The following is a 25,208-nucleotide window of genomic DNA, read 5'->3' as shown; positions in this document are numbered from 1 at the left end:
CAGCATGGCGGGTGTGTGTCGGGTCACTGGCGTGCAGTCACTAGGGTTGGGCCATGGCCGACAGACTCGTGCACATCGTCGACGACGCCGAGGTGCTTGCCGACGCGGGCGACCTGACGCTGGTCTGCGTGCTCACCGGATTCCTCGACGCGGGCAAGTCCGCCGAGCTCGCCGCGGGGCACCTCGCCGACCTGTCCGACGGCGGCAAGGTCGTGGCGACCTTCGACGTCGACTCGCTCCACGACTACCGCGCCCGCCGCCCGCCGATGACCTTCGTGCGCGACCACTACACCGACTACGAGGCACCCCGGCTGGTGGTGCGCGCGCTGCGCGACACCGGCGGTACGCCCTATCTGCTCCTCGCCGGTCCCGAGCCCGACATCCGCTGGGAGGCCTTCGCCCGCGCGGTGCGCGAGGTCATCGAGCACTTCGGCGTCTCGCGCGTGGTCGGCCTGGGTGCCGTACCGATGGCGGTCCCGCACACCCGACCGATCGCGATCACCCCGCACGCCAACCGTCCCGAGCTGGTGCCCGGCGAGAGCCCGTGGCAGGGCGAGCTGCGGGTCCCGGCCAGCGCGCAGGCGCTGCTCGAGATCAGGCTGGGGGAGTGGGGGCACGACGCACTGGGCTTCGTCGCCCACATCCCGCACTACCTCGCTCAGATGGAGTACCCGCAGGCAGCGCTCGTGCTGCTCGAGCACCTCGAGATCGGCGCCCGGCTCACCATCGACCTCGCCGACCTGCGGGAGTCGGCCGAGATCACGGAGGCCGAGGTCGACCGCTACCTCTCGCAGAACGTCGAGGTGGGCGACGTCGTGCGCGGCCTCGAGCAGCAGTACGACTCCTTCCGCGAGGCCGAGGCCGCCGGCACGTCGCTGCTGGCGGGCGACGAGCCGCTGCCCACGGGTGAGGAGATCGGCAGCGCCTTCGAGGCATTCCTGGCCGACCTGGAGGACCAGGGCGACCCCAAGGACACCGACGACCCCGGCTGGGACGGCCGCTGATGGCCGGCAGCGCCGAGGAGCTGCTCACGCTCCTCGACCTCGAGCAGCTCGAGGTCGACCTCTTCCGCGGGACCCAGGCCCGCACCGAGCGCCAGCGCGTGTTCGGCGGCCAGGTCGCCGCCCAGTCGGTGGTGGCTGCGACCCGCAGCGTGGAGGAGCAGTTCGTGCTGCACTCGCTGCACTCCTACTTCCTCCGGCCCGGTGACACGACCGTGCCGATCGTCTACGACGTCGAGCGGATCCGCGACGGGCGCTCGTTCGCGACGCGTCGCGTCGCCGCGCGCCAGCACGGGCGGCCGATCTACTACCTGACGGCCAACTTCCAGATCCCCGAGCCGGGGCTCGAGCACCAGGACCGGATGCCCGAGGTGGTGCCGCCCGAGCAGGGCATGCCGCTGGTCGAGCTCGCGCGCGAGCGCGGTCCCGAGGCGGCCGAGCACTGGGAGCGCGAGTGGGCCGCGCTCGACATCCGCCATGTGGGCGTGACCGGCCGTGGCATCGCCGAGGACCCCGAGCACGCGGCCCGGGCCCGCCTCTGGATCAAGGTGGACGGGGTGATCCCGGCCGACCCGACGCTCCAGACCGCGGCGTTCACCTACGCCAGCGACCTGACCCTGCTGGGCGCAGCGCTGGTGCCGCACGGCATCCACATCGCCTCGCCGCGGCTCCAGCCGGCGTCGCTCGACCACACCATCTGGTTCCACCGGCCGTTCCGCGCGGACGACTGGTGGCTCTACGACCAGTTCTCGCCGTTCGCCGGTGGCGGGCGTGGTCTCGCGCTCGCGCGGGTGTTCTCGCAGTCGGGCGAGCTGGTGGCGACGGTCGCCCAGGAGGGGCTGATCCGGGTCCGCGAGTCCCGGGACTAGCGCGTACGACCCAGCAGGTGGGGCGAGCCGTCCTTCGGGCTGGTGAGGGCGAAGGTCCAGCCGGCGTCGTCCCGGCGGGCGGCGTAGGCCACCGTGCCCGGCAGGAAGACGGGCTTCTTGAAGGCGACCTCGACCGTGACGGCCGCGGGCAGCCGGTTCTCGATCGCCGCGATCGAGCGTGCCTTCGTCCACATCCCGTGCGCGATCTGGCGCGGGAAGCCCAGCGCCTTCGCGGTCAGCGGGTAGAGGTGGATCGGGTTCGCGTCGCCCGACACCGCGGCGTACGTCCGGCCGAGGTCGGCGGGCAGCCGCCACTCGACGCCACCCGTGGGTGCGTCGGGGACCATCAGACCGGGCGCGGGGTCGCCGTCGATCGTGCGGCCCCGCCGGAGGTAGATCGAGGTCGACTCCCAGGCGGTCGCGCCCTCACCGGTGACGGTGGTGACGAAGTCGAGCAGGACACCCTTGGCGTGCGGTCGCGGCGCACCGACCGACGTGGTCACGTCCAGCGCCTCGCCGACCGCGATCGCCCGGTGGGCGGTGATCGTGTTCTCGACGTGCACCATCCCGATGGCGGGGTAGGGGAAGTCCGCGTCGCTCATGATCGCCATGTGCAGCGGGAACGCCAGCATGTGCGGATACGTGAGGGGTACGACGTCCTTGCGGGGGAAGCCGCACACGGCGGCGTACGCGTCGACGCGGGAGCGCTCGGCGACGACGCCCTCGCGGGCGTAGGCCAGGCCGGTGAACGCGCTCGCCGGGCCCTTGCGGATCCCGGGCAGCTGGTTGACGCCCGGGACGACGGGGAGGGCCGCCCTCAGCAGGGTGCCGAGGCTGCCGGGCTCGCCGTCGAGGTGCTTCGGCTCGGGCATCAGGCGCCCAGCATCATCTGGCCGCAGACGCGGACGACGTTGCCGTTGACCGCACCCGATCCGGCGCTGGCGAACCAGGCGATGGTCTCGGCGACGTCGACCGGCAGGCCGCCCTGCGACATCGCGTTGAGCCGCTGGCCGACCTCGCGGGTCGCGAACGGCACGGCCGCGGTCATCTGCGTGATGATGAAGCCCGGAGCGACGGCGTTCACGGTGATGCCGTTGTCGAGCTCGTCGCGCAGGCTCTCCACGAAGCCGATGACGCCGGCCTTCGAGGTCGCGTAGTTGGTTTGGCCGACGTTGCCGGCGATGCCCGCGATCGAGGCGACGCCGACGATCCGGCCGCCCTCGTTGATGACGCCTGCGTCGAGGAGCTCTCGGGTGATCAGCTCGGGGGCGGTCAGGTTGACCGCGATCACGCTGCTCCAGCGGTCCTCGGCCATGTTGGCGAGCTTCTTGTCGCGCGTGATGCCGGCGTTGTGGACCACGACGTCGACGCCGCCGTGGTGCTCGCGCAGGTGGTGGGCGATCCGCTGGGGGGCGTCCTTGGCGGTGATGTCGAGGACGAGGTGGTCGCCCTCGAGCTCGGCCATGAGGGTCTGGAGCTCGCTCGCGGCCTGCGGGACATCGACGCCGACGACCGTCGCGCCGTCGCGGTGCAGCACCCGGGCGATCTCCTCGCCGATGCCGCGGCTGGCGCCGGTGACGAGCGCGACCTTGCCGGCCAGCGGCCGCGACCAGTCCTCGACCTGATCGCTTCCGGCGGCGGTCGCGCCGTGGGCGCCGATGCGCACGACCTGGCCCGAGACGTAGGCCGACTTGGGGGACAGGAGGAACGCGAGCGTCGAGCCGGTCGCGCCGTCGGCGGCAGGGGCGACGTACACGAGCTGGACGGCACCGCCGCGGCCGATCTCCTTGCCGAGCGAGCGGGTGAAGCCCTCGAGCGCGCGCTGGGCGATCCGCTCCGAGCCGGTGACCGTCTCCGGCGGCGTGCCCAGCACGACGACGCGCGGGCAGGTCTCGAGGCGGCGCATCAGCGGGGTGAAGAACTCCTGGAGCGCGACGAGTCCGGCGGTGTCGGTGATGCCGGTGGCGTCGAAGACGAGTGCCTTCGCGCGGGCACCCTCGTCGAGCTCGGTGGTCGAGGCGATGCCGAGCCCGTCGAGGGTGGTGGGCAGCACCTCGGTGAGGCGGCCCTCGCCGCCGAGGACGACCACGCCGTCGACCAGCGCGGCGCCGTCGGTCCAGCGCTCCAGCTCGGTGGGGTTGGGCAGGCCGAGGTTCTTGACGAACAGCTGGCCGATCGAGGTGGACACGAAGCCCTGGTAGCGGTCGCTCATGGAGGTCCCTCTGCGCTGGTGGTGTGTGAGTTCTGGATCATGTAACTCGGAGTGCTACTCGGAGTCCACTTTTCGTGACGTGCCCCTCACCCCGTTGGCGAGCGGCACCACTCAGGCAAGGATAGGAACATGCAGAAGACCACTCGTCCCGTCGCCGTCGTCGGCGGCAACCGCATCCCGTTCGCCCGGTCCAACACGGTCTACGCCGGTGTCTCCAACCAGGAGATGCTCACGGCCGCCATCGACGGACTCGTGGACCGCTTCGACCTGCAGGGCGAGCGGCTCGGCGAGGTCGTGGCCGGTGCGGTGCTCAAGCACTCGCGCGACTTCAACCTCACCCGCGAGTCGGTGCTGGGCTCCAAGCTCGCCCCCGAGACCGCGGCGACCGACATCCAGCAGGCGTGCGGCACCGGCCTCCAGGCGGCGATCCAGGTGGCCAACAAGATCGCACTCGGCGTGATCGACGCCGGCGTGGCCGGTGGCACCGACACCACGTCGGACGCTCCCGTGGCGATCAGCGACAAGCTCCGCAAGAAGCTGATGAGGGTCAACTCCGCCAAGGACACCGCGAGCCGGCTCAAGGCGCTCGGCGCCATCCGCCCGGGTGACATCGGCCTCGACATCCCGCAGAACGGCGAGCCCCGCACCCGCCTGTCGATGGGCGAGCACGCCGCCCTCACCGCGGTCGAGTGGCGGATCAGCCGTGAGGCGCAGGACGAGCTGGCGGCCCGCTCGCACCACAACCTCGCCCGGTCCTACGACGAGGGCTTCCAGGACGACCTGATCACGCCGTTCCGCGGCGTCGAGCGCGACAACAACATGCGGCCGGACTCCTCGGTCGAGAAGCTGGCGACCCTCAAGCCGGTCTTCGGCAAGGGCGCGTCGGCCACCATGACTGCCGGCAACAGCACGCCGCTCTCCGACGGCGCGTCGGCCGTGCTGCTCTCGAGCGACGAGTGGGCCGAGGAGCGCGGGCTGCCTGTCCTCGCCCACCTCGTCGACGCCGAGACCGCTGCGGTCGACTACGTCAACGGGCACGAGGGCCTGCTGATGGCACCGGCGTACGCCGTCCCGCGGATGCTGGAGCGCAACGGGCTGACGCTGCAGGACTTCGACTACTACGAGATCCACGAGGCCTTCGCCTCGCAGGTGCTCTCGACGCTCGCCGCCTGGGAGGACCCGGTGTTCTGCCAGGAGCGCCTCGGCCTCGAAGGCCCGCTCGGCGCGATCGACCGTGACAAGCTCAACGTCAACGGCTCCTCGCTCGCCGCGGCGCACCCCTTCGCCGCGACCGGCGGCCGGATCATCCCGGTCGCCGCGAAGCTGCTGGCGGCCAAGGGCTCGGGTCGGGCGCTGATCTCCATCTGCGCCGCCGGTGGCCAGGGCGTCGTGGCGATCCTCGAGCGCTGACCCGCTCGCTCAGGGGCGGGTGAGGCGGAACCACTCGCCGCGGTTGCCGCCGGAGGAACGTGTGGGCGAGGACGAGGTCGGCGCGCCGACGCCGGTCACGGCGGCGACGTCCCAGCCGCGGTAGGCGCGTTGGATGTCGCGCCGGATGGCGTCCTTCGGTCTGACCGGCCACGCCCGCGCGCCGCCCGTGCGGATGAGGATGGTCGCGTCGGGCTCGGCGAGCTCTGTGACCCCGCCGGCCATCAGGGTGCGCCCCACGTCGTCGAGGCTCTGGAAGCACCCCATGTCGAGGAACAGGTCGAAGCCCGTGCCGACGCCCGAGTGCACGAGGTGGCGGACGTCGCCGATGACGAACCGGGCGTCCTCGAGCCCGTTGCGGCGGACCGCGACGTCGACGGCCTGGCGGACGTTGTCCACGCCCATCGCGTCCCAGCCGCGGTCGAGCAGCAGCTTGGTGTTCTCACCCCGGCCGCAGCCGAGGTCGATGGCGCGGCGTACGCGGTCGGGCCGGTCGGCCTCCTCGCGCTCGAGGAGGTGGATGAGCGTGGGCTGGTCCTCGCGGCCCGCCTTCTCCCACGGGGTGATCCCTGCGCGGTAAGCGGTGGCGTATCCGATGCCCATGTTCAGTTCCTGACCTGCGAGACGGAAAGTACCGTCCACTTCGACGGTACTCCCGTCGGGCTCCACTGCTAGGGTCTGCGGCGATCGACATCCTTTAACGAGCCGTCCCGTGAGGCGGAGAAGGAGGTCCGGCGAGCAGATGGCTGACCCTGACACCGACCCGACCAGGTCGGACCGCACCGTCCTCGACGCCCGTGACATCTCCCGGGCGCTGACCCGGATCTCGCACGAGCTGCTCGAGCGCAACAAGGGCGCCACCGACCTGGTGCTGCTCGGCCTGCACACCCGCGGCGTACCACTCGCGAGGCGCATCGCCGAGAAGATCGCCGCGGTCGAGGGTGCGCCCGTCGCGGTCGGCGAGCTCGACGTGACGATGTACCGCGACGACCTGCGCTCGCAGCCCACCCGCCGCGCGCACAAGACCGCGCTGCCCGCGGGCGGCATCGACCGCAAGGTGGTCGTCCTGGTCGACGACGTGCTCTTCTCCGGCCGGACGATCCGCGCCGCCCTCGACGCGCTCGCCGACCTCGGCCGGCCGAGCGCCGTACGCCTCGCCGTGCTGGTCGACCGCGGCCACCGCGAGCTCCCGATCCGCGCCGACCACGTCGGCAAGAACCTGCCCTCCGCCCTCGCCGAGCGCGTCAGCGTGCGCCTGGCCGAGGTCGACGGCACCGACGAGGTGACGATCTCGTGAAGAACCTCCGCTCAACCCATTTCGCCGAGCGCGTCAGCGTGCGCCTCGCCGAGGTCGACGGCACCGACGAGGTGACCATCTCGTGAAGCACCTGCTCTCCATCGACGACCTCAGCACCGACGAGATCGGCCAGCTCTTCGAGACCGCCGCCGACATGCACGACGTGCAGAAGCGCGAGGTCAAGAAGCTGCCCGCGCTGCGTGGTCGCACGGTCGTGAACATGTTCTTCGAGGACTCGACGCGCACCCGCTCGTCCTTCGAGATCGCCGGCAAGTGGCTCTCCGCCGACGTGATCAACGTCAGCGCCAAGGGCTCGAGCACGTCGAAGGGCGAGAGCCTGCGCGACACCGTGCTCACCGTCTGCGCGATGGGTGTCGACGGCCTCGTCATCCGCCACCCGGCCAGCGGCGCGGCGCTCCAGGTCAGCCAGTGGGTCGACGCGTCGGTCGTCAACGCCGGTGACGGGATGCACGAGCACCCGACCCAGGCGCTCCTCGACGCCTACACGCTCCAGCGCCACCTCGGCTCGCTCGAGGGCCGGCACGTCGCGATCATCGGCGACCTGACCCACAGCCGGGTCTTCCGCTCCAACGTGCAGTGCTTGACCAAGCTCGGCGCCCGGGTCACCGTCGTCGCGCCGCCGACGCTGATGCCCAGCGGCATCGCGTCGTGGTCGGCCGCTGCCGGCTTCGAGACGTCGTACGACGTCGACGCCGTGCTGCCGGAGGCGGACGCGGTGATGATGCTGCGGGTGCAGCGGGAACGGATGTCGGGGGCGTTCTTCCCGAGCCCGCGGGAGTACACCGTCGGCTACGGCCTGACCCGCAACCGGCTGGCGCTGCTCAAGCCGGACGTGCCGATCTGCCACCCCGGTCCGATGAACCGCGGCCTCGAGATCGCCGCTGACGCTGCCGATGCAACCCAGTCGGTCGTGCTGGAGCAGGTCTCCAGCGGGCTCGCGATCCGGATGGCCGTGCTCTACCACCTGCTGGCAGGAGAAGAAGCCTGATGTCCCTCGTGATCACCGGAGCCTCGCTGCTCGGCGAGAAGACCGGAGACCTCTACGTCGACGACTCGGGGATGTTCGTCGACGAGGCCCCGAGCGGCGCGGAGACCCTCGACGCCGACGGGCTCGTCGCGCTGCCCGGGCTCGTCGACCTGCACACCCACCTGCGCGAGCCCGGCCGGGAGGACGCGGAGACCGTGCTGACCGGCTCCCAGGCCGCCGCCCTCGGTGGCTACACCGCGATCCTCGCGATGGCCAACACGAGTCCCGTCACCGACACCGCCGAGGCTGCCACCCGCGTGTGGGAGCTGGGTCGGGAGGCCGGGCTCGTGCACGTGCAGCCGGTCGGCGCCGTGACCCGCGGTCTCGGCGGCGAGGAGCTCGCCGAGCTCGGGCTGATGCATCGCTCGCGCGCGGGCGTCACCGTCTTCTCCGACGACGGGAAGTGCGTCCACGACGCACGCGTCATGCGACGCGCGCTGGAGTACGTCAAGGCGTTCGGTGGGGTCGTCTCCCAGCACTCCCAGGACCCGGCGCTGGCCGGACCGGCTGCGTGCTGCCACGAGGGCGAGCTGTCCGGTCGCCTCGGCCTGCCCGGCTGGCCCGGGATCGCAGAGGAGGTGATCGTCGCCCGCGACGTGATGCTCGGGCGCCACACCGGCTCGCGCGTCCACGTCGCCCACGTCTCGACGGCCGGTTCGGTCGAGGTGCTCCGCTGGGCCAAGGCCCAGAGCATCGACGTCACCGCCGAGGTCACGCCCCACCACCTGCTCCTCACCACCGACCTGCTCACGGGCTACGACCCGACCTACAAGGTCAACCCGCCGCTGCGCCCGCAGGAGGACGTCGACGCCCTGCGCGAGGCGCTGCGCGACGGCACCATCGACGCGGTTGCGACCGACCACGCACCGCACGCCCGCCACGACAAGGAGCACGCCTTCGTCGACGCGGCCTTTGGGATGGTCGGCCTCGAGACCTCGCTCGGTGTGGTGCGCACGGCGCTCCCGGACCTCTCCTGGAGCGACGTCGCGCGCGTGATGTCGGTGACGCCGGCGCGGATCGCGGGACTGACCGGCCAGGGGCAGTCGCTCGCCCCGGGCTCGCCCGCCAACGTCGTGCTCGTCGACCCGGACGCCAGCGTCACCGTCGACCGGGACACGTCGGCCTCGCTGTCGCGCAACAACCCGTGGCACGGTCGCGGCCTGACCTCGCGCGTCGTGCACACGGTGTACGTCGGCCGGGTGACCGTCCGCGACGGCGCGCTCGCCTGACCGACGCCGGTCAGCGCCTGCGCGGGCGCAGGTCGAGCACGTTGGCGTCGCCACGGTCGCGGAGCGTCGTACGACCTCGCGCGACGGTGACGGAATTGCGGTCGCCGGTGAGCACGAGGCGGTCGGCGCGGGCCAGGACGAGGGAGTTGTCCGAGCCGATGATCCGGGTGCGGTAGGCCTTGCGGGCCGTGACCGTGTCGGTGCCGCGCAGCCGGAGGACGTTGATCGTGTCGGCGCTCAACGACGAGCCGGCGCCGAGCAGCTCGGCTCGTTCGACCAGCCCGGACACGGCGACCGTCGACCCGGTGCCCGTCAGGACCAGGGAGGTGAGGGACGGGGTGGTGAGCGAGTTGTCCGCGCCGACGACCTCGACGTCGTAGACGGGCTTCGCGGTCACGGTGTTGCCGGCGCCCTCGATGACCAGACGCGTGGCCGAGGGCATGGTGACGGTCGTGCGGTCTCCGGAGAGCCTGACGACCCCGCACGTGCCGCGCAGGTCGTAGGCGACGTCGTCCCACGGCAGCACGGTCTCCGTCCCGACCTCGCACTGCACCGGGAGGGTGATCCCGCCGGCGGTGGCCGGTGCGGGCGCGACGACCGTGGTGGCCGCTGCCAGGACGACGGCGGTGGACAGGGCATTCCGGAGGAAGGTCACATACCGAGAGTACGCATGTGCACCGGTTCGTGGGCGGTGGGTCTCGTCACACCGCGCGCGTACCGGTCGTGGGGTCGCGATCGGTCAGGCAGTAGACCTGACCGCCGGGAGCGGTGAGGACGGTCCAGAAGTCGTGCACCCCGCGCACCACGGCACCGAGATCCACGTGCCGGGCCGTGTCGGCGGCGCGGTCGGCGGTGGCGAGGTCGGGGTGGGCGCGGACCGGTCCGTCGGGCTCGTCGAGCCGCTGGAGCAGGAGGCGAAGGCGACCGTCCTCGACGAGTCGGACGAACTGCGGCAACGCACCGACCTGCGGCTCACGCCCGGTGAGCGCGGCCCAGAAGGCGACCTCCGCGTCCCAGTGCGCCGCCGGGATGTCGAGGCAGACCTGGTCGAGGATCGTCGACCCGTCGCGCGCCAGGGACGGAGCGCCGTCCACCAGTGTCTGGCAGAACGTGAAGCCGCCGGGGGAGCGCATCACCTCGACGTCGTGGTAGGTCCAGGCGTGGGTTGCGCCGAGCTCGTCCGCCCGGTCGACGGCCGCCGGCCGGTCGGTCGAGTCGAGGTCGAGGTGGAGGCCCGCCGGGCCGTCGACCGCCTGCACCTTGACGTACGCCGACCCTGCCGCAGGCAGCAGCGTGAGGAACTGGCCGTCCTCTCCGCGTCGCTCCGAGGGCTGCCACCCGGTGACGGCGGACCAGAACGTGACCGCCGGCTCCAGCTCGGCCACCGGGACGTCGAGGAACACCTGGATCCAGGCGGGACTCACGGCAGGGGTCGCTGCGGGCATGGACCGATCCTGACAGGTCGTACAGTCCCGGGATGAGCGACTTCCCGCCCGTCGTCCCCCAGCTCCTGCACACGGTGCTCGACGCCGTAGACGTCCGCCGCGAGGCAGAGTTCTGGCGTGACCTGCTGGGCCTCGCCTACCGCGCCGGTGACGAGGTCCCGGAGGACGGGGCGGACGACTCGGACTGGCTGGTGCTCACCCACCCCGACGGCCGGCGCTGCCTCGCGATCCAGGAGGTCGAGTCGCTGCCCGGGAGCCGCTGGCCCGAGCCCGGCCACCCGTCGGTGTCGCACCTCGACACGACCGTCCCCTCCCGCAGCGCGCTCGACGCCGTCCACGAGCGCGTGCTGGCGCTGGGTGGTGAGGCACGGTTCGACCGCACGGACGACCCCGACGAGCCGTTGCGCGCCTATGCGAGCCCGGCCGGTCACGTGTTCTGCGTCTTCGTGGACTGACGGGGCGACGGGCTCACGCGAGCCCGAGGGCCCGCGCCTCCTCCCACAGGTCGTCGCGCACGCTCGGGTGGGCGGCGTGCTCGATGAGGTTGCGCGCCTGCTCCCGCTCGCTGCGACCCCACATCCACGCGACCCCCTGGTCGGTGACGACCGCGCTGTGCTGGAAGGACGTGACCGGCTCGTCGACCAGCGGGACGATCGTCGAGACGTCGGCCCGGGGGTGCCAGCTGCGCAGCGCCATGAAGGCCCGGCCTCCCGGCGAGTGGCTCGCGCCCACCGTGAAGTCGGTCTGGCCGCCGAACCCGCTGTAGATCCGTGCGTCGATCCGCGAGGCGTTGGCCTGGTCGAAGAGGTCGACCTGGAGCGCGGTGTTGATCGACGTCATCGCCGGCTGCCGGGCGATCTCGGCCGGGGAGTTGGTCGTCTCGGTCCGCAGCATCCGCACCCGCGGGTTGTCGTCGACCCAGTCGTAGAGCTCCTGGCTGCCGAACACGAACGACGTACGCACCGGGGTGCCGCGGTCGAGGGCGCCCGCCTGCTCGAGGGCGAGGACACCGTCGCTGAACATCTCCGTCCAGATGCGCAGGCCCCGGCGGTCGAGCACGCCCGCGACGGTGGCGTCCGGCACCTCGCCGATGCCCGCCTGCAGGGTGGCGCCGTCGGCGATCTCGGCGGCCACGCGCGCGCCGATCGACCGGGCGTCGTCGGAGGGGGACCGGGTGACGTGGGTGGCGAGGGGCGCGTCGACCTCGACGCCGAGGTCGATGTCGTCCACAGAGACCTCCGCGTCGCCGAAGGTCCAGGGCATCCGCGGGTTCAGCTGGGCGACCACCAGCGCGCCGCGTGCCCGGGCGGCCTCGATGGCGGCGGGCAGCACGTTGACCTCGAGCCCGAGGGACACCCGGCCGTCGCGCGGTGTGGTGGTGTGCACGACGACCACGTCGGGAGCGAGCGGACCGTGGAAGAGCCGCGGCACCATCGACAGGCGGCAGGGGACGTAGGACAGGCGCGGGTGCCGCCGGAAGCCGGGGCCGACGAAGCAGGTCTCCGGCACGACCCCGTCGTGCATCGGCAGGTCCGTCTGGGCGTTGAGGGCGTGCAGGCGCACGTCGGGGAGCTCGGCCAGCAGCGGTCCCAGGATCGTGACCGGGGAGGCGAAGTTGCCGCTGATCACCACCCGCGGTGCGCTGCCGATCATGTCGCAGTGCGCACGCACTGCCCGGACGGCCTGGTCGAGCTCGACGACGTGCATGCACCCACACTGACAGTCGGGCCCGAAAAGGCGTTGGGCCGTCCGGCCCTGCCTGCGTAGGCTTTGGTCATCATGTGGATCCAGGACTGACCCGACTCGCGTCCGCGGCAGCGCACCCGTGCGCCCTCTGGCCCGGCGAGTCCCTCACCTGTTGCTCCTAGAGGACCACGCATGCCTGCCTCTTCCACCGCGCTCGCCCCGCTCGTCGTCACCGGCCTCTCGGTCTCCTTCCCCGACCGCACCGTCCTGTCCGGCATCGACCTGCTCGCCCAGCCCGGCCGACGCATCGGCCTCGTCGGGGAGAACGGCGTCGGCAAGTCCACGCTGCTGCGCGCCGTCGCCGGACGGCTCCCGTCGCGCGCCCGGGTGTCCGGGTGCATCGAGGCGCCCGACGACCTCGTGCTCCTCGGGCAGGAGCCGCCGTTCCGCGACCGGGCCACGGTCGCCGAGGTGCTCGCCATGACGCTGGCCCCGCTCCGGACCGCCGTCGTCGACGTCGAGCGACTGGCCGGCTCACTCGGCACGGCAGAGGGGGATGCGGCCTACGAGCTCGCACTGGAGACCGCGCTCGCCCACGACGCCTGGGACGCCGACCGGCGCGCGACCGTGGCAGCGGCGCGCCTCGGGCTCGACGGGATCGACCCGCAGCGCCGCGTCGGCACGCTCTCCGGCGGCCAGCGCACGAGGCTCGCGCTCGCGACGATCATGACCACGCGGCCCGCGTGCCTCCTGCTCGACGAGCCGACCAACCACCTCGACGACGACGCGATCGAGGTGCTCTCCGGCTTCCTCCGCGACCTGCCGGGCGTCGTCGTGCTGGCCAGCCACGACCGGGTGCTGCTCGACGACGTGTGCACCGACCTGGTCGACCTCGACGCCGGCGAGCTCGGCACCGACGGGAGCGGCGGGCGGCGGTTCGGCGGCGGCTGGACGGCGTACGAGGCGGCGCGGGCGGACGCCCGCCGTCGCTGGGAGGAGACGTACGTCCTCCAGCAGGAGGAGCTCGCCCGGCTGCGCGACGCCACCCGGATCGGCACCGGCGCGATCGCCCATGACCGCGGCCCGACCGACGGCGACAAGTACATCTACTCCTTCAAGGGCGGCCGGGTCGACCAGACGCTCGCGCGCCGCAAGAAGGACGCGCAGCGGCGGCTCGACCTCGCGGAGCGCGAGCAGGTGCGCAAGCCGCCGGTGCCCCTGCGGTTCCGCGGCGACCTCACGACGGTGACGTCCGGGCGGCTCGCGCAGCTGCGCGACGTCGAGGTCGAGGGTCGGGTGCGCGTCCCGCGCCTCGACGTCGCTGCGGGGGAGCACGTGCTGCTCACCGGCCCCAACGGGTCCGGCAAGTCGACGCTGCTCGGGGTGCTCTCCGGTCGTCTCGAGGCGACCAGCGGCTCGGTCGACGTGTCGGCGCGCACCGTCCGCGAGCTCACCCAGGACCCGCGGGTCACCGATCCGTCGCGCTCCGCGCTGGCGACGTACGACGCTGCCGTGCGCGACCTCGCGGCCCCGCCTGCGCTCCGAGAGCTGGGCCTGCTGCACCCGCGCGACCACCGCACCCCGGTCGGCAGCCTGTCGGTCGGCCAGCGGCGGCGGCTCGGCCTGGCCGTCGCGATCGCTGCCGCTCCCGACCTGCTGCTCCTCGACGAGCCCACCAACCACGTCTCGCTCGCCCTCGCCGGCGAGCTCGAGGAGGCGCTCGCGACGGCCCCCGGCGGCATCGTCCTGGCCTCCCACGACCGGTGGCTGCGGCGCCGCTGGGAGGGGCCGGAGCTGGCACTCGCGCCGTGGTGACAGGCCGTGGACGCGATGCCGATCCGGGCCTCGCCGCTGGTAGGGTCGGCGGCGGCTCGAACATCCTTTAACGATCCGTCCCGTGAGGCGGAGAAGGAGGTACGGCATGGCTCTGCCTGCCAGGAATCACCCCAGGAATCAGACCGCAGCGATCATGGTCCTCGAGGACGGTCGCACCTTCCGCGGTGAGTCCTTCGGTGCCGAGGGCGAGACCTTCGGCGAAGCAGTCTTCTCGACCGGCATGTCCGGCTACCAGGAGACGCTGACGGACCCCAGCTATCACCGCCAGGTCGTCGTGATGACGGCCCCGCACGTCGGCAACACCGGCATGAACGACGAGGACCCGGAGTCCTCGCGCATCTGGGTGGCCGGCTACGTCGTCCGCGACCCCGCCCGGGTGCCCAGCAACTGGCGCAGCGTCCGCGGGCTCGGCGACGAGCTGCGCGACCAGGGCGTCGTCGGCATCAGCGGCGTCGACACCCGCGCGCTGACCCGCCACCTGCGCGAGCGCGGCGCGATGCGCGTCGGGATCTCCACCACCGAGAGCGACCCCACCCGGCTGCTGCAGCGGGTGCTGGAGTCCGGTGAGATGTCGGGTGCCAACCTCAGCGAGGCCGTCAGCACGCAGGAGGCCTACGTCGTCCCGGCTGTCGGCGACAAGCGCTTCACCGTCGCGGCGATCGACCTCGGCATCAAGGCCAACACCCCGCGGATGATGAGCGAGCGCGGCATCGAGGTGCACGTGCTCCCGGCGACCGCCTCGCTCGACGACGTCCAGGCAGTCAGCCCCGACGGCCTCTTCTTCTCCAACGGACCCGGTGACCCGGCCGCCACCACCGCCCAGGTCGAGCTGCTCCAGGGCGCCCTGCGCGCCGGGATCCCCTACTTCGGGATCTGCTTCGGCAACCAGCTCTTCGGTCGCGCGCTCGGCTTCGGCACCTACAAGCTGAAGTACGGCCACCGCGGCATCAACCAGCCCGTGATGGACCGCACCACCGGCAAGGTCGAGGTCACCGCCCACAACCACGGCTTCGCCGTCGACGCCCCGCTCGAGGGGTCGACGACCACCGAGTTCGGCGAGGTCACCGTCAGCCACGTCTGCCTGAACGACGACGTGGTCGAGGGCCTCGAGCTCCATGACGCCGACGGGCGCCTCACGTCGTTCTCCGTGCAGTACCACCCGGAGGCCGCGGCCGGCCCGCACGATGCGGCGTACCTCTTCGACCGCTTCTCCGACCTGATGGGAGGCACCCTCTGATGCCGAAGCGCACCGACATCAAGAGCGTCCTGGTCATCGGCTCCGGGCCGATCATCATCGGCCAGGCCTGCGAGTTCGACTACTCGGGCACCCAGGCGTGCCGCGTGCTGCGCGAGGAGGGCCTGCGGGTCGTCCTGGTGAACTCCAACCCGGCCACGATCATGACCGACCCCGAGTTCGCCGACGCGACCTACGTCGAGCCGATCACCCCGGAGTACGTCGAGAAGGTCATCGCCCACGAGCGCCCCGACGCCCTCCTCGCCACCCTCGGCGGCCAGACCGCGCTCAACTGCGCGATGGCCCTCGACAAGGCCGGCGTCCTCGAGAAGTACGGCGTCGAGCTGATCGGGGCGTCCATCGAGGCGATCGAGCGCGGCGAGAACCGCCAGCAGTTCAAGAAGATCGTCGAGTCGCTCGGCGGCGAGAGCGCCCGCAGCACGATCTGCCACTCCATGGACGACCTGCTCGCGGCCGCCGAGGACCTCGGCTACCCGATGGTCGTGCGCCCGTCCTTCACGATGGGCGGCACCGGCTCCGGGATGGCCTACGACGAGGCCGATCTGCGCCGCATCGGCGGTGCCGGCCTCTCCGCCAGCCCGACCACCGAGGTGCTCCTCGAGGAGTCGATCATCGGCTGGAAGGAGTACGAGCTCGAGGTCATGCGCGACCGCATGGACAACAGCGTGATCGTCTGCTCGATCGAGAACCTCGACCCGATGGGCGTCCACACCGGCGACTCGATCACCGTCGCGCCGGCCCTGACCCTGACCGACCGCGAGTACCAGAAGATGCGCGACCTCGCGATCGCCATCATCCGCGCGGTCGGCGTCGACACCGGTGGCTGCAACATCCAGTACGCCGTCAACCCGGCGGACGGCCGCCTCATCGTCATCGAGATGAACCCGCGCGTCTCGCGGTCCTCCGCCCTGGCGTCGAAGGCGACCGGCTTCCCGATCGCCAAGATCGCCGCCAAGGTCGCCATCGGCTACACCCTCGACGAGATCACCAACGACATCACCCGGGAGACGCCGGCGTCCTTCGAGCCGACGCTCGACTACGTCGTGGTGAAGGTGCCGCGGTTCGCCTTCGAGAAGTTCCCCGAGGCCGACCCGACGCTGACGACCCACATGAAGTCGGTCGGCGAGGCGATGGCCATCGGCCGCAACTTCACCGAGGCGCTGCAGAAGGCGCTGCGCTCGCTGGAGAGCAAGCACGCGCCCTTCGACTGGCACAAGGAGTTCGTCGAGCTCGACAAGGACGCGCTGCTCGCCGAGGTCGCCGTCCCGCACGACGGCCGGCTCAAGAAGGTCATGGACGCGATCCGCGCGGGCGCGACGCCCGAGGAGGTCTTCGAGGCCACCAAGATCGACCCGTGGTTCCTCGACCAGCTCGCGCTGATCAACGAGGTCGCGGTCCAGCTCATCGACGCGGTCGAGCTGACGCCCGACCTGCTGCGCCTGGCCAAGCGGCACGGCTTCTCGGACGAGCAGATCGGCAAGATCCGCGGACTCAGCGCCGACGTCGTCCGCGGCGTGCGCCACGCCCTCGGCATCCGGCCGGTCTACAAGACCGTCGACACCTGCGCGGCCGAGTTCGCCGCCCAGACGCCGTACCACTACTCGTCCTACGACGAGGAGACCGAGGTGCAGCCGCGCGCGGAGGGCAAGGAGGCCGTGATCATCCTCGGCTCCGGGCCCAACCGCATCGGGCAGGGCATCGAGTTCGACTACAGCTGCGTGCACGCGTCGCTCGCGCTCGCCGAGGCGGGCTACGAGACGATCATGGTCAACTGCAACCCGGAGACGGTGAGCACCGACTACGACACCTCCGACCGGCTCTACTTCGAGCCGCTCACGCTGGAGGACGTGCTCGAGATCGTCCACGCCGAGCAGCTCGCCGGCCCGATCGCGGGTGTCGTGTGCCAGCTCGGCGGCCAGACGCCGCTCGGCCTTGCGCAGGGCCTCGCCGACGCGGGCGTGAAGATCGTCGGCACGTCGCCCGAGTCGATCCACCTCGCCGAGGAGCGCGGCGCCTTCGGTCGCGTCCTCGCGGACGCGGGCCTGCCGGCGCCCAAGCACGGCACCGCGACGTCGTACCCCCAGGCGCAGCGGATCGCCCACGAGATCGGCTACCCGGTGCTCGTGCGGCCTTCGTACGTCCTCGGCGGGCGCGGCATGGAGATCGTGTACGACGACGGCGCGCTCGAGGCGTACCTCGAGAAGTACGTCGCCAACGGGCTGATCAACGAGCGCCAGCCGGTGCTGGTCGACCGGTTCCTCGACGACGCGGTCGAGATCGACGTCGACGCGCTCTTCGACGGCGAGGAGCTCTTCCTCGGCGGCGTGATGGAGCACATCGAGGAGGCCGGCATCCACTCCGGCGACTCGTCGTGCGCCCTGCCGCCGATCACCCTCGGGCGCGAGGAGATCGACCGGATCCGCCGCTCCACCGAGGCGATCGCCCGCGGGCTCGACGTGCGGGGGCTTCTGAACATCCAGTTCGCCCTGGCCTCCGACGTGCTCTACGTCCTCGAGGCCAACCCGCGTGCCTCGCGGACCGTGCCGTTCGTCTCCAAGGCCACCGCGACGCCGCTCGCCAAGGCGGCCGCGCGGGTGATGCTGGGGGAGTCGATCGCCGAGCTGCGCACGGCGGGTGTGCTGCCGGCCGAGGGCGACGGCGGCCACCTGCCCGACGGCTCGCCGATCGCGGTGAAGGAGGCGGTCATGCCCTTCGACCGCTTCAAGACGGCCGACGGCCGCACCGTCGACTCGCTGCTCGGACCGGAGATGCGCTCGACCGGCGAGGTGATGGGCTTCGACGCGACCTTCGGCACCGCGTTCGCCAAGGCCCAGGCGGCGGCCTACGGCTCGCTCCCACTGACGGGCAAGGTCTTCGTGTCCGTCGCCAACCGCGACAAGCGCCACATGATCTTCCCGGTCAAGCAGATCGCCGACATGGGCTTCGAGATCCTCGCGACCGCCGGAACGGCCGAGGTGCTGCGGCGCAACGGCGTGCAGTCGACGGTGGTGCGCAAGCACTCCGAGGGCGAGGGCCCCGACGGGGAGCCGACGATCGTCGGGCGGATCTGGGCGCGTGAGGTCGACCTGGTGATCAACACCCCACACGGCGCGACCAGCGGCGGCTCGCCGCGCGCCGACGGCTACGACATCCGGACCGCGGCCGTGTCGACCGACATTCCGTGCATCACCACGATCCAGGGACTCGGCGCCGCGGTGCAGGGGCTGGAGGCGATGCGGCGCGGCGAGATCGGCGTCAGGTCGCTGCAGGACTGGGCCAAGCTCGCCGGAGACCGCACCGCGTGAGGCCCTACGACCTCCTCTTCGACCGGGCGTTGACCCGGGTCGACGCCGAGCGGATCCACCACGCCGCGTTCCGCGCGATCCGGGTGGCGACGCCGGTGACCGGCCGCGCGGTGCGGGTGTCGTCCGCCCCCGTGCAGGCGCTCGGCCTGACGTTCCCGCACCCGCTCGGCCTCGCGGCCGGCTTCGACAAGAACGCCGTCGGCATCGACGGCCTCGCCGCCCTCGGCTTCGGCCACGTCGAGATCGGGACCGTGACGGGGGAGCCGCAGCCGGGCAACCCGCAGCCGCGGTTGTTCCGGCTCAAGGCCGACCGCGCGATCGTGAACCGGATGGGCTTCAACAACGACGGCGCCGAGGTCGTCGGAAGACGTTTAGAGAAATGGAGACGAGGCCACGCCACATCCGAAGGTGTTCGACGGACAGGCCCCGCCTCGTCCCTCGGCGGGACCGTTCCAATCCTCGGTGTCAACATCGGCAAGACCAAGGTCGTGCCCGAGGAGGAGGCTGTCCGCGACTACGAGAAGTCGACCGGGCTGCTCGCCCGCTACGCCGACTACCTCGTCGTCAACGTCTCCTCGCCCAACACGCCCGGGCTGCGTGACCTCCAGGCCGTCGAGAAGCTCGAGCCCCTGCTGGCTGCCGTACGCCGTCGTGCCGACGAGGCGACCCCCGACCGCCGGGTGCCGCTGCTGGTGAAGATCGCGCCCGACCTCAGCGACGATGACGTGCTCGCCGTGGCCGACCTGGCCCTGGCGTCCGGCCTCGACGGGATCATCGCCACCAACACCACGATCAGTCGCGAGGGGCTGGCCAGCCCGGCCGCTGCGGTCGACGAGATCGGTGCGGGAGGGCTCAGCGGGCAGCCGCTGACGCAGCGCTCGGAGGACGTCGTACGACTCCTGCGGGGTCGCGTCGGTCCCGACCTCACCCTGGTCGGGGTCGGCGGCATCTCGACCGTCGACGACGCCCGCCGGCGGCTCGCGGCGGGTGCGGACCTGCTCCAGGGCTACACGGCGTTCGTCTACGAGGGCCCGCTGTGGCCGCAGCGGATCGTGCGGGGTCTGGCCGACTGATGGCTGAGGTGCAGGGGCCCGTGCACGTCGAGGCCGAGGTGGTCGCCACCAAGCGGATCGGCGGCTACCGCCACCTCACCCTCACCGCGCCGGGCGTGCCGGAGCGGTTCCGTGCGGGCAACTTTGTCGCGGTCACCGTCGAGGGCCACGTCGCGCGCCGCGCGCTGTGGGTGCACCGGGTGCGCGCGTCCAGCTCCTTCGGCCCGACCCTCGACGTGGTGGTCGAGAGCCGCGGTGCCGGGACGGCCTGGCTGGCCGCCCAGCCGGTCGGCACCCGCCTCGCCCTGACCGGGCCGCTCGGCCGCCCCTTCGCGCTGCCGAAGGACGCCGTGTCCTGCCTGCTCGTCGGCGAGGGGTACGCCGCCGCACCCCTCTTCCCGCTGGCCGAGCGACTGCGCGAGCGCGGCTGCGGTGTCTCGCTCGTCGTCTCCGCTCCCGACGAGGCGCGACTGCTCGCCGCCCTCGAGGCCCGGCGGTCGGCGCGCTCCGTCACGGTGATCACTGCTGACGGCTCCGTCGGCCAGCGCGGCACCGTCGCCGACCACGTCGACGACCTGCTCCGGCGCAGCGACGCCGACGTTGTCTACGCCGCCGGCCCCACGGCCGTCCTGCGTGCCGCGGCGGGCGCCGCCGAGCGGGCGGGCGCGTGGAGCCAGGTCGCGGTGGAGGTGCCCACGCCGTGCGGCACCGGCCTCTGCCACGGCTGCCCGCTCCCGGTGGTGGGGGAGGACGGCGTGGACCGCGTGGTCCGCGCCTGCGCCGACGGCCCCGTCGTCCGCGGCGACCGCGTGCGCTGGGGTGCCGTGTGAGCGCCTTCGACCTCGGGCCCGTCATGGTCGCCGCCGGGTGCGGGGGCACCGGCCGCGAGCTGGCGGCGTACTGCGGACCCGACGGCCTCGACGGCCTCGACCTCGTCACCCGCTCGATCACCCTCGACGCCCGTGCCGGCGGACCCGGGCCACGCATCGAGGAGGTCCCCGGCGGTCTGGTCAACGCCGTCGGCCTGCCCAACCCCGGCCTCGAGCACTTCCTCGCCACCGAGCTGCCGTGGCTGGTGCGTGCCGGCGCCCGCGTCATCGTGTCGATCGCCGGCGCGACGATGGGGGAGTACGCCGACCTGGCGCGGCGGCTCAGCCGCGCGCCGGGGGTCGCGGGGCTGGAGGTCAATGTCGGTGCGCCCGACGAGGTGGGGGTCGGCCTGTTCGAGGTCCGCGAGCCCTACCACTCCGCCAGCGTCATCGCGGCCGTGCGCCGTGAGTTCCCCGTGGACCGGCCGGTGCTGGCCAAGCTGCGGCCCGACGTGTCCCGCATCGTCGAGGGCGCCCGCTCGTGCCACGAGGCCGGTGCCACCGCGGTCGTCGTCGGCAACGCCGTGCCGGCGGCCTTCACCGACGGACGCTCCGGCGGCCTGAGCGGTCCCGCGGTCGCGCCGGTCGCGTTGCGCTGCGTCACCGAGGTGCACCGCGCGCTGCCCGAGCTCCCCGTCATCGGCTGCGGAGGCGTGCACGACGTCCGCTCGGCCAATGCGTACCTCGACGCAGGCGCGACCAGCGTCCAGGTCGGCACCGCACTGCTCCACGACCCCACGACCGTTGCCCGGCTCCGGGCCCACTTCGCCACGCCCCGACACGTATCGACCCAGGAGGACCGATGACCACCTTCGGCACCCGTCTCGCCCACGCCATCGAGGAGCGAGGCCGCTTCTGCGTCGGCATCGACCCGCACGTCGGGCTGCTCCAGCAGTGGGGCCTGTCCGACGACGTCGCGTCACTGGAGAGGTTCGCCCTGACGGTCGTCGAGGCGGTCGCGCCGGTGGTGGGCGTCGTGAAGCCGCAGAGCGCCTTCTACGAGCGCTTCGGCAGTCGCGGCATCGCCGTGCTCGAGCGGGTGATCGCGGAGTCCCGGGCCGCAGGCGCGCTGGTCCTGCTCGACGTGAAGCGTGGCGACATCGGATCGACGAGCCAGGCCTACGCCGATGCGTACCTCGACCCCACCTCGCCGCTCGCCGTCGACGCGATCACCGCCAGCCCCTACCTCGGCTTCGGCTCGCTCGACCCGATGGTGGAGGCGTGCCGCGTCCACGACGCCGGCCTCTTCGTCCTCGCGCTGACCTCCAACAAGGAGGGCCCCGAGGTGCAGCACGCCCGCAGCTCGGACGCGACCGTCGCAGGCACGATGCTCGGCCACCTGCGCCGGCTCAACGACGGCGCCGACCCGATCGGGTCCTTCGGTGCGGTGGTCGGTGCCACCATCGGCTCGACCGACGAGGACCTCGACATCAACGGCCCGTTCCTCGTGCCCGGCTACGGCGCGCAGGGTGGCACCACCGACGACCTCCGGCGGATCTTCGGCGCCGCCGCCCGATGGGCGCTGCCGAGCTCCTCGCGCGAGGTCCTGGCCGCCGGGCCCGACGTGACGGCGCTCCGCGACGCCGCCCTGCGCGGCAACGACTCCGTGCGAGGGTTGGGCGCGTGACGCGTGCCCCCCTCCTGCTGCTCCTGGTGACCCTGGCCCTGACGGGCTGCTCGGGAGACCCACAGGAGCAGTACTGCGAGACGGTCACCGACCACCAGGAGGAGCTGACCGAGATCGCTGCGTCGGAGGACACCGGCGCGCTGTTCGACGCCCTCGATGTGTACGACGACCTGCGCGAGCAGGCACCCCGGGACATCGCCGACGACTGGGACGCGGTCATCGACCCGTTGCGCAGGCTCGACGAGGTCCTGGCCGACAACGGCGTGGATGCGTCGTCGTACACCTCCGACGAACCGCCTGCGGACCTCGACGCCGAGGGCCGACAGGAGATCGAGGCCGCGGCCCGCGAGGTCGGCTCCGAGCAGACCGTCACCGCGATGGCCGCCGTCGAGCAGCACGCCCTCGACGTCTGCGGGACGCCACTGTCACGCTGAGCGGACGGGCAGGGCTGGACAGGCCTTGCCCCGATTGCCCCTCGCGTCGGCCTCTGACTAGATTGACCCGCACCGACCGGACCCGTTCTCACGCACCAGAAGGACCTTCTTCGTGGCCTTGCCCCCACTGACGCCCGAGCAGCGCCAGGCAGCCCTCGACAAGGCTGCGGCCTCCCGCCGCGAGCGTGCCGAGGTGAAGAACCGCCTGAAGAACTCCGGGGGCTCGATCCTCGACGTCCTCGTGGAGGGTCGCACCAACGAGGTCATCGGCAAGATGCGCGTGGTCGAGCTGCTCCAGTCGGTGCCCGGCCTCGGCCGCGTGCGCGCCCGCCAGGTCATGCAGCGCCTCGGCATCGCCGAGAGCCGCCGGGTCCGCGGCCTGGGTGTGAAGCAGGTCGCCGCGCTCGAGCGCGAGTTCGGCCCCGACGCGTCGTGATCGAGTCGGGAACCAGCAACCCCACCCGCCGCTCCCGCCTGATCGTGCTCGCCGGCCCGACCGCGGTCGGCAAGGGCACCGTCGCCGCGGACGTACGACGTACGCACCCCGAGGTCTGGCTGTCCGTCTCGGCGACCACCCGCCCGCCGCGACCGGGCGAGGAGAACGGCGTCCACTACTGGTTCGTCTCCGACCAGGAGTTCGACGCGATGATCGAGAAGGGCGACCTGCTCGAGTGGGCGGTGGTGCACAAGGCCGCCCGCTACGGCACGCCCCGCGGTCCGGTCGACCTCGCGCTGGCCTCGGGCCACCCGGCGATGCTGGAGATCGACCTGCAGGGTGCGCGCCAGGTGCGCGAGACGATGCCGGACGCGCTGTTCGTCTTCCTGAAGCCGCCGTCGTGGGACGAGCTCGTACGCCGCCTCGTCGGCCGCGGCACCGAGAGCGAGGCCGAGCGCGAGCGCAGGCTGGAGACCGCACGGGCGGAGCTGGCCGCCGAGAGCGAGTTCGACGTGACCATCGTCAACCACGAAGTTCACGCTGCGGCCGAGCAGTTGGTAGCCTTGATGGTTGGATCCAATTCCTCCTAGCTGCATTGCGAGGCACCATCACCGTGGCTTCTCCCACCATCGCCGCCGAGGGCGTCACCAACCCCTCGATCGACGACCTGCTCAGCAAGACCGACAGCAAGTACAAGCTGGTGCTCTACAGCGCCCAGCGTGCTCGCCAGATCAACGCCTACTACTCCCAGCTCGGTGAGGGCCTGCTGGAGTACGTCGGCCCGCTCGTCGACACCCACGTGCAGGAGAAGCCGCTCTCGATCGCGCTCCGCGAGATCAACGACGACCTCCTGACCTGCGAGGACATCGACCCCGCCGCCGAGGCCGCTGCCGCCGAGGCCGCTGCGGGCGACGCCACGGAGTGACGCGAGCCTCGCGATGACCACTCGTGTGGTGCTCGGTGTCTCCGGTGGCATCGCGGCCTACAAGGCCTGCGAGCTGCTGCGCCGGTTCACCGAGTCCGGCCACGACGTGACCGTGGTGCCGACGGCCTCCGCCCTGGAGTTCGTCGGCACCCCCACGTGGGCGGCCCTGTCCGGCAAGCCGGTCTCCTCGGAGGTGTGGCACGACGTCCACGCCGTGCCGCACGTGCAGATCGGCCAGCACGCCGACGTCGTGGTGGTCGCCCCGGCGACCGCCGACCTGCTGGCGAAGGCCGCCCACGGCCTGGCCGACGACCTGCTCACCAACACGCTCCTGACGGCGCGCTGCCCGGTCGTCTTCGCGCCGGCGATGCACACCGAGATGTGGGAGCACCCGGCCACCCGGGCCAACGTCGCGACCCTGCGCCAGCGCGGCGCGGTCGTGATCGAGCCCGCCGAGGGTCGCCTCACCGGCGCCGACACGGGGAAGGGCCGGCTCCCCGACCCCGCCGAGATCTTCGAGCTGGTCCGCGGCGTCCTCGACCGCGGCGCCGACGCGTCCCTCGACCTCGCCGGCCGCACGGTGGTCGTCTCCGCCGGCGGCACCCGGGAGTACCTCGACCCGGTCCGGTTCCTCGGCAACCGGTCCTCCGGCCTCCAGGGCTACGCCCTCGCCCGGGCCGCCGCGTCGCGGGGAGCGCACGTCACGCTGATCAGTGCCAACGTGTCGCTGCCCGACCCCGCCGGCGTCAGCGTCGTACGCGTCGAGACGACCGCCCAGCTGCGCGACGCCGTCGTCGCCGCGACTGCGACCGCCGACGCCGTGGTCATGGCGGCTGCGCCGGCCGACTTCCGGCCGACCGCGGTCAGCCACGCGAAGATCAAGAAGGCCGCCGACGGGTCCGCACCCGCGATCGAGCTCGAGCAGAACCCCGACATCCTCGCCGAGATCTCCCACGACCGGGCCCGCGCGGAGGCGGTGATCGTCGGCTTCGCAGCCGAGACCGGCGACGCGACCGGCTCGGTGCTCGACCTCGGTCGCGCCAAGCTGGCCCGCAAGGGCTGCGACCTGCTCGTCGTCAACGACGTCAGCGGGGGAGCGGTCTTCGGGAGCAGCGACAACGAGGCAGTGGTCCTCGGCTCCGACGGCGCCTCCGTCGAGGTGCCCCACGGCAGCAAGACCGCCCTCTCCCACGTCATCTGGGACGAGGTCGTCCGGCGATTCGCCGACTGAGACATCAGTCCCGGATGCTGGGC

General features: G+C 72.2%; 25 protein-coding genes. 19 read left to right on the top strand and 6 right to left on the bottom strand.

Annotated features, from left to right (window positions below):
- The first annotated feature begins 53 nt into the window (after positions 1–53).
- Positions 54–1,004, top strand: a complete 951-nt coding sequence (locus EUA06_RS10850; RefSeq protein ID WP_129475436.1) for a PAC2 family protein — start codon at positions 54–56, stop codon at positions 1,002–1,004.
- Positions 1,004–1,870 (top strand): acyl-CoA thioesterase, encoded by an 867-nt coding sequence (locus EUA06_RS10845; protein WP_129475434.1) that lies wholly within the window; start codon positions 1,004–1,006, stop codon positions 1,868–1,870. The genes EUA06_RS10850 and EUA06_RS10845 overlap by 1 nt, the downstream gene beginning before the upstream one ends.
- On the opposite strand, the gene EUA06_RS10840 is transcribed toward EUA06_RS10845, so the two are convergent.
- Both EUA06_RS10840 and EUA06_RS10835 read right to left on the bottom strand, forming a co-directional pair.
- Positions 1,867–2,742 carry a MaoC/PaaZ C-terminal domain-containing protein gene (locus EUA06_RS10840; protein WP_129475432.1) on the bottom strand — a complete coding sequence of 292 codons (876 nt, stop codon included), beginning with the start codon at positions 2,740–2,742 and terminating at the stop codon, positions 1,867–1,869. The two genes, EUA06_RS10845 and EUA06_RS10840, sit on opposite strands and share 4 nt — an antisense overlap.
- Positions 2,742–4,082: a 3-oxoacyl-ACP reductase gene (locus EUA06_RS10835; protein ID WP_129475430.1), complete on the bottom strand. Its 1,341-nt coding sequence runs from the start codon at positions 4,080–4,082 to the stop codon at positions 2,742–2,744. The genes EUA06_RS10840 and EUA06_RS10835 overlap by 1 nt, the downstream gene beginning before the upstream one ends.
- Before the next feature lie 129 nt (positions 4,083–4,211).
- Between EUA06_RS10835 and EUA06_RS10830 the strand changes: the two genes are divergently transcribed.
- A complete protein-coding gene (locus tag EUA06_RS10830; protein ID WP_129475428.1) occupies positions 4,212–5,492 on the top strand; it encodes an acetyl-CoA C-acetyltransferase in 1,281 nt (426 codons plus the stop codon).
- 9 nt (positions 5,493–5,501) lie between these two features.
- Here the strand turns inward: EUA06_RS10830 and EUA06_RS10825 are convergent, their stop codons facing one another.
- Positions 5,502–6,113: a class I SAM-dependent methyltransferase gene (locus tag EUA06_RS10825; protein WP_165354345.1), complete on the bottom strand. Its 612-nt coding sequence runs from the start codon at positions 6,111–6,113 to the stop codon at positions 5,502–5,504.
- A 139-nt stretch (positions 6,114–6,252) separates the two neighbouring features.
- Here EUA06_RS10825 and pyrR point away from each other — a divergent pair, with 139 nt between their 5' ends.
- The 3 genes from pyrR to EUA06_RS10810 all read left to right on the top strand — a co-directional run bounded on the left by pyrR (position 6,253) and on the right by EUA06_RS10810 (position 9,084).
- Positions 6,253–6,807 (top strand): bifunctional pyr operon transcriptional regulator/uracil phosphoribosyltransferase PyrR, encoded by a 555-nt coding sequence (gene pyrR, locus EUA06_RS10820; protein ID WP_129475424.1) that lies wholly within the window; start codon positions 6,253–6,255, stop codon positions 6,805–6,807.
- An 82-nt stretch (positions 6,808–6,889) separates the two neighbouring features.
- The gene (locus EUA06_RS10815) at positions 6,890–7,816 is read left to right on the top strand and encodes an aspartate carbamoyltransferase catalytic subunit (protein WP_129475423.1); all 927 of its coding nucleotides are present in this window, start codon (positions 6,890–6,892) and stop codon (positions 7,814–7,816) included.
- The gene (locus EUA06_RS10810) at positions 7,816–9,084 is read left to right on the top strand and encodes a dihydroorotase (RefSeq protein ID WP_129475421.1); all 1,269 of its coding nucleotides are present in this window, start codon (positions 7,816–7,818) and stop codon (positions 9,082–9,084) included. The genes EUA06_RS10815 and EUA06_RS10810 overlap by 1 nt, the downstream gene beginning before the upstream one ends.
- A 10-nt stretch (positions 9,085–9,094) precedes the next feature.
- Here EUA06_RS10810 and EUA06_RS10805 read toward each other — a convergent pair whose 3' ends face one another.
- Together EUA06_RS10805 and EUA06_RS10800 are read right to left on the bottom strand one after the other, a co-directional pair.
- Positions 9,095–9,739 carry a DUF3060 domain-containing protein gene (locus EUA06_RS10805; RefSeq protein WP_165354344.1) on the bottom strand — a complete coding sequence of 215 codons (645 nt, stop codon included), beginning with the start codon at positions 9,737–9,739 and terminating at the stop codon, positions 9,095–9,097.
- A 46-nt stretch (positions 9,740–9,785) separates the two neighbouring features.
- Entirely contained in the window at positions 9,786–10,529 is a 744-nt protein-coding gene (locus tag EUA06_RS10800) for a VOC family protein (protein WP_165354343.1), read from the bottom strand.
- Positions 10,530–10,561: 32 nt separating this feature from the next.
- On the opposite strand from EUA06_RS10800, the gene EUA06_RS10795 reads away from it, so the two are divergent.
- Positions 10,562–10,984: a VOC family protein gene (locus EUA06_RS10795; RefSeq protein WP_129475417.1), complete on the top strand. Its 423-nt coding sequence runs from the start codon at positions 10,562–10,564 to the stop codon at positions 10,982–10,984.
- 13 nt (positions 10,985–10,997) lie between these two features.
- Here the strand turns inward: EUA06_RS10795 and EUA06_RS10790 are convergent, their stop codons facing one another.
- Positions 10,998–12,182 carry an acetyl-CoA hydrolase/transferase family protein gene (locus EUA06_RS10790; RefSeq protein WP_129475731.1) on the bottom strand — a complete coding sequence of 395 codons (1,185 nt, stop codon included), beginning with the start codon at positions 12,180–12,182 and terminating at the stop codon, positions 10,998–11,000.
- Positions 12,183–12,407: 225 nt separating this feature from the next.
- On the opposite strand from EUA06_RS10790, the gene EUA06_RS10785 reads away from it, so the two are divergent.
- From EUA06_RS10785 to coaBC, 12 genes are all read left to right on the top strand, one after another.
- Positions 12,408–14,030 (top strand): ABC-F family ATP-binding cassette domain-containing protein, encoded by a 1,623-nt coding sequence (locus tag EUA06_RS10785; protein WP_129475416.1) that lies wholly within the window; start codon positions 12,408–12,410, stop codon positions 14,028–14,030.
- A gap of 106 nt (positions 14,031–14,136) precedes the next feature.
- Positions 14,137–15,288 carry a glutamine-hydrolyzing carbamoyl-phosphate synthase small subunit gene (gene carA / locus EUA06_RS10780; RefSeq protein WP_129475414.1) on the top strand — a complete coding sequence of 384 codons (1,152 nt, stop codon included), beginning with the start codon at positions 14,137–14,139 and terminating at the stop codon, positions 15,286–15,288.
- Positions 15,288–18,611 carry a carbamoyl-phosphate synthase large subunit gene (carB, locus tag EUA06_RS10775; protein ID WP_129475412.1) on the top strand — a complete coding sequence of 1,108 codons (3,324 nt, stop codon included), beginning with the start codon at positions 15,288–15,290 and terminating at the stop codon, positions 18,609–18,611. The genes carA and carB overlap by 1 nt, the downstream gene beginning before the upstream one ends.
- Complete coding sequence (locus EUA06_RS10770) at positions 18,608–19,684, top strand: quinone-dependent dihydroorotate dehydrogenase (RefSeq protein ID WP_129475410.1); 1,077 nt, start codon at positions 18,608–18,610, stop codon at positions 19,682–19,684. Before carB ends, EUA06_RS10770 begins: the two co-directional genes overlap by 4 nt.
- Positions 19,684–20,493, top strand: a complete 810-nt coding sequence (locus tag EUA06_RS10765; protein ID WP_129475408.1) for an iron-sulfur cluster-binding protein — start codon at positions 19,684–19,686, stop codon at positions 20,491–20,493. Before EUA06_RS10770 ends, EUA06_RS10765 begins: the two co-directional genes overlap by 1 nt.
- On the top strand, positions 20,490–21,338 hold the full coding sequence (locus tag EUA06_RS10760) for a nitronate monooxygenase (protein ID WP_129475406.1): 849 nt from the start codon (positions 20,490–20,492) through the stop codon (positions 21,336–21,338). The genes EUA06_RS10765 and EUA06_RS10760 overlap by 4 nt, the downstream gene beginning before the upstream one ends.
- Complete coding sequence (gene pyrF, locus EUA06_RS10755; RefSeq protein WP_129475404.1) at positions 21,335–22,159, top strand: orotidine-5'-phosphate decarboxylase; 825 nt, start codon at positions 21,335–21,337, stop codon at positions 22,157–22,159. Before EUA06_RS10760 ends, pyrF begins: the two co-directional genes overlap by 4 nt.
- Complete coding sequence (locus tag EUA06_RS10750) at positions 22,156–22,593, top strand: hypothetical protein (protein ID WP_129475402.1); 438 nt, start codon at positions 22,156–22,158, stop codon at positions 22,591–22,593. The genes pyrF and EUA06_RS10750 overlap by 4 nt, the downstream gene beginning before the upstream one ends.
- 112 nt (positions 22,594–22,705) lie before the next feature.
- Complete coding sequence (gene mihF / locus EUA06_RS10745) at positions 22,706–23,029, top strand: integration host factor, actinobacterial type (RefSeq protein ID WP_129475400.1); 324 nt, start codon at positions 22,706–22,708, stop codon at positions 23,027–23,029.
- Positions 23,026–23,619: a guanylate kinase gene (gene gmk, locus EUA06_RS10740; RefSeq protein ID WP_242498087.1), complete on the top strand. Its 594-nt coding sequence runs from the start codon at positions 23,026–23,028 to the stop codon at positions 23,617–23,619. The genes mihF and gmk overlap by 4 nt, the downstream gene beginning before the upstream one ends.
- A 23-nt stretch (positions 23,620–23,642) precedes the next feature.
- Positions 23,643–23,954 carry a DNA-directed RNA polymerase subunit omega gene (gene rpoZ, locus EUA06_RS10735; protein ID WP_056600245.1) on the top strand — a complete coding sequence of 104 codons (312 nt, stop codon included), beginning with the start codon at positions 23,643–23,645 and terminating at the stop codon, positions 23,952–23,954.
- Between the two features lie 13 nt (positions 23,955–23,967).
- Positions 23,968–25,185, top strand: a complete 1,218-nt coding sequence (gene coaBC, locus EUA06_RS10730) for a bifunctional phosphopantothenoylcysteine decarboxylase/phosphopantothenate--cysteine ligase CoaBC (RefSeq protein ID WP_129475398.1) — start codon at positions 23,968–23,970, stop codon at positions 25,183–25,185.
- Positions 25,186–25,208: the final 23 nt, after the last annotated feature.

The sequence above is a fragment of the Nocardioides glacieisoli genome (assembly GCF_004137245.1).
GTDB classification, from domain to species: Bacteria; Actinomycetota; Actinomycetes; order Propionibacteriales; family Nocardioidaceae; genus Nocardioides; species Nocardioides glacieisoli.
Note: the sequence above shows the minus strand (reverse complement) of the source record. Positions and strands in the feature narration are given on the sequence as shown.